The sequence below is a fragment of the Rhodocytophaga aerolata genome (genome assembly GCF_030503435.1).
Taxonomy (GTDB): domain Bacteria; phylum Bacteroidota; class Bacteroidia; order Cytophagales; family 172606-1; genus Rhodocytophaga; species Rhodocytophaga aerolata.
Genome location: NZ_JAUKPO010000115.1, coordinates 1 through 3,585 on the forward strand (window position 1 = coordinate 1; position 3,585 = coordinate 3,585).

At 36.0% G+C, this 3,585-nt stretch carries 3 protein-coding genes; all 3 read left to right on the plus strand.

The features are described from left to right. The first annotated feature begins 281 nt into the window (after positions 1-281). The 3 genes from Q0590_RS36855 to Q0590_RS36865 all read left to right on the plus strand — a co-directional run bounded on the left by Q0590_RS36855 (position 282) and on the right by Q0590_RS36865 (position 3,224). Entirely contained in the window at positions 282-635 is a 354-nt protein-coding gene (locus tag Q0590_RS36855; RefSeq protein WP_302042693.1) for a hypothetical protein, read from the plus strand. A 242-nt stretch (positions 636-877) separates the two neighbouring features. Further along, positions 878-1,432, plus strand: a complete 555-nt coding sequence (locus Q0590_RS36860; RefSeq protein WP_302042694.1) for an RNA polymerase sigma factor — start codon at positions 878-880, stop codon at positions 1,430-1,432. Next, on the plus strand, positions 1,416-3,224 hold the full coding sequence (locus Q0590_RS36865) for an outer membrane beta-barrel protein (protein WP_302042695.1): 1,809 nt from the start codon (positions 1,416-1,418) through the stop codon (positions 3,222-3,224). Before Q0590_RS36860 ends, Q0590_RS36865 begins: the two co-directional genes overlap by 17 nt. Positions 3,225-3,585: the final 361 nt, after the last annotated feature.

The following is a 3,585-nucleotide window of genomic DNA, read 5'->3' on the forward strand; positions in this document are numbered from 1 at the left end:
AAAAGTCACCATTTTTTAGGACCAAACACACTTTTGATGATTTCACTCAAAGGGGCAATTAATTTAACCATCACTTTCGAATTATTCTGGATGGTACTGGATATTCAAATTACAAAGTATTGTATTAGTGTTTGAATCTTTCTAAAAAAAGGAAGCTTTACGCTATCTTAAAATGGATTAGCCAAAGTATTTTGAATAAAAAGTTTTTGAGCAGGCAACCATTTAGGTATGCAGCTGGTCTTGCGGTTGTACGTGATTTTTTACATTTAAAACAATCGTCTATGCAATCGTATGCAAGTGTAACACTCAAAATTTTTGTGGTAGGTTTTATAGGGTTTGTAGCTTTATCTGGCTGTGAAAAAGAGCTTTCAGAGTCAATAGGCGAAAACCATCCTTTTCTACATTCGGGTAAAATCCAGGCAGATAGTTCACTTATTCTAAGTGACAGTCTTTCAACAGATACTCTAATTTCCTGGCCGGATACCATTGCTTTTCCCTTTCCACATGACTCTATTCCAATGGGTCCTATTCCTACAGATAGTGTTGCTCAGGATTCCACCTTTTTCCCACCTATGGATACTCTCTCTTACAATATACCCGATAGTCTTCTAATAGATTCAACTGCACGTTACTAAATAAACCTTTACCTGCATAAAAGTTGATAGAGTAAGTTTTCCTTGATCTAGTATCAGCAAAAGACTGTAAAGCCTTTTGATAGCTGGCAATAGCTTACTTAACTCTATCTACATTCTCATTTCTTGTGTCTTTCTATAACGTATGGGCAAATTCATTCATCAAAAAATATTCAGTAAGCTATTCTACATAAACTTCCTATGGGTCCTACGCTAGGTTTATAGCAGCCAATATATAACTGTAAATGATATCAGAGGAAGAGTTAATAGAAGGATGTAAGCAACAAAAACATGCCTATTTTCATGCATTGTATACCAAGTATGCCATGCAATTAATGAGTATTGCTATGCGATATAGTAACACTACCTTTGAAGCCGAAGATATCTTACAGGAAGCATTTATTAAAATATTTACCAACATTCATTCCTATACATATTCAGGCTCTTTTGAAGGTTGGTTAAAGCGTATAGTTGTAAATACGGCTATTAAGCAGTATCATAAAAATGCAAATTATAAAATCAGTAATCTTCATGATATCGGGAAAGCAACAGAGGTTGATTGCAGTGATAGTCTTGATAAAATGAGCACAGACGAATTGATTAAGCTGATTCAGCAGCTGCCTGAAGGTTACCGCTTGGTGTTTAATTTATATGAAATAGAGGGATACTCTCATAAAGAGATAGCTCAACTGCTCAATATAAGTGAAGGGACTTCCAAATCACAGTTACATAAAGCCAAACAATACTTGCAAAAGCTGCTGCTAAAGTTTGACTACTCAACCTATGAACGAAGAAGATAAAATAGGAAAAAAGATAAAAGAGCGGCTCGAAGGCCATGAGTTTCCTGTTTCCGGCAGGTTATGGGAAACCATTTCTGCCAAGCTACCCCCTGAAATTGTCAGTAAAGCTAGCGATATGGCTGCCAAAAAGGTAGCAGGCTCAGCCTCAACTGCCCATACTAGTTTTATTGTTAGCTTAACTCTTATTGGCGTAGCCGCAATTGTGGCTATTGGCTTGTATCTGTCTTCCTATCCTAGAAAACAAACTCTCACTGCATCGCCTCTTCCTGCAAAACCATTGCTATCCCCTACACAGCAGTCTACTAATAAGGAGAAAGCCTTTACTGATGCTGGTAATAAATCTAAAAGTAGCCCTAAGAATCACAAGAAGAAGAGTATTCCTTTTGTAGCCTCCAATACAAATGCTCCACTAAAGTCAACTGCAGATAAGATTAGAAATAAATCAGAGAGTAGATCAACAATAAACGAACATGCTGTTAAAAATAACCCAATTTATCTGCAGCCCAAAGAAAGCCTCAGAGATAGTATAATTTCTGCAAAAGGCAAAAAGTTTGAAGAGAAGAATCAACCTATTAGTATGCCACCTGCTGATGGAAGGACAAACACAGAAAGCACGCTTAAAGAGCGTTATTCTAAGAGGATGAATAGGAAAGCTCAGACTACCTATGATGCTAAAAACAAATTGGCGTTAGACACAGATTCCCTACCAAGCGAACAAGAAGTAAATTCTAACAATGAAAACTTAGAAAAGTCAAAGAATACACTACTTACTTTACAGCCAACAGAGTCAACAAATTTAGAGTCTAATCAACCAGATAGGGTAAGTAAATCGACAGCCAGGATTACAGCAGGCATTCTCAAAATTGAGAATTACAAGAACATAGAGCATACAAAAGAAATAGCAGATCGGTTACCAACTAAGTTTGCAAGTAAGGTAGAACAACAAAGATTCCTAGAGCAACAATTTAGCAAAGCTAATAGAGAAACAAGAGTGGATAAAAATGAGTCAGAAAACATAATTATTCCCACAAAAAGTAAGCGTACCCTTACAATTGCTGACTTGTCTGTAGAGGCACTCATCAATACGCAATACGCCTTTACTACGGCAAAAGGCGATTCTATCTCTCAAGATTCAGCTACACATCTACAGGCAAGAAAAGCCATTGTATCAGCAGGTATGCGCATTAACTACCATATTCCGCTAAGACGAAGCTTTAAAGCAGCGAGCAATATTACTTTAAGTAGTGGTGTTTTACTAGAAAGAGTGCAAAATGCCTCTATATATACCCATAGGCAGACAACTCTAGATAGTACCTATACGCCTGTTTATGAGTGGCATCAGTCAAGTGGGGGTGATTCAATAAAGGTGGTTGTAGATACGGTATTGAGCACAAATATAAATCATAAAATACGCTCTTTCACGCAGCAACAGAAAGTTGCTTATATAGGCGTTCCTTTGACATTTAGCTATAACTGGCATAAAAACAAATGGAGTTTTTATATTACAGCGGGCGCTCAAATGAATATACTCCTGAATACTAAAACTAGTATGACCTCTAGGGATTCACTACAAATTATACCCTCACTACAAGGTCAACAAATAACCTATAGAGGATTTGTTCCACTTGTAGTCGCACATGCAGGAAGCAGATATAGAATTACAGAGAAACTTAGCTTTATTATAGAACCAAGTTTTAAATACGCTTTGCAATCTATTTATAAACGGCCTTATGCTTTACAGCCGCGGTTATGGATAGTAGGAATCAATACTGGTATTCGTTACAGCTTCTAATATCTGCTTAGGAATTAAAGTGAATTGGCAAACCCGAAAAGTTTATGTTATAGTTTATAAGCGGAGTTACAAATATTTCCCCTTTATTGATACGTGTCAATTTGAAGTCTTATATAGCATAATGATTATTCTAATAGTTTGTTTTAATAATTAAGCTATCTAATCGGCATTATCATTACTCTAGAAAAGTCTATTAAATGGTATATCATCTAAAGGTGAGGAATGACAAAGACACCAATTTCCCTAATTTTTCCGCTTCGAAAAGTTAAATACTTTTTTACTAAACCTCTTTTGAATAAACTTTAGTCAATGAAGCTGTTTAAAGTTTATTAAGTTTAATAATTCTGCGTAAGAACAGCAG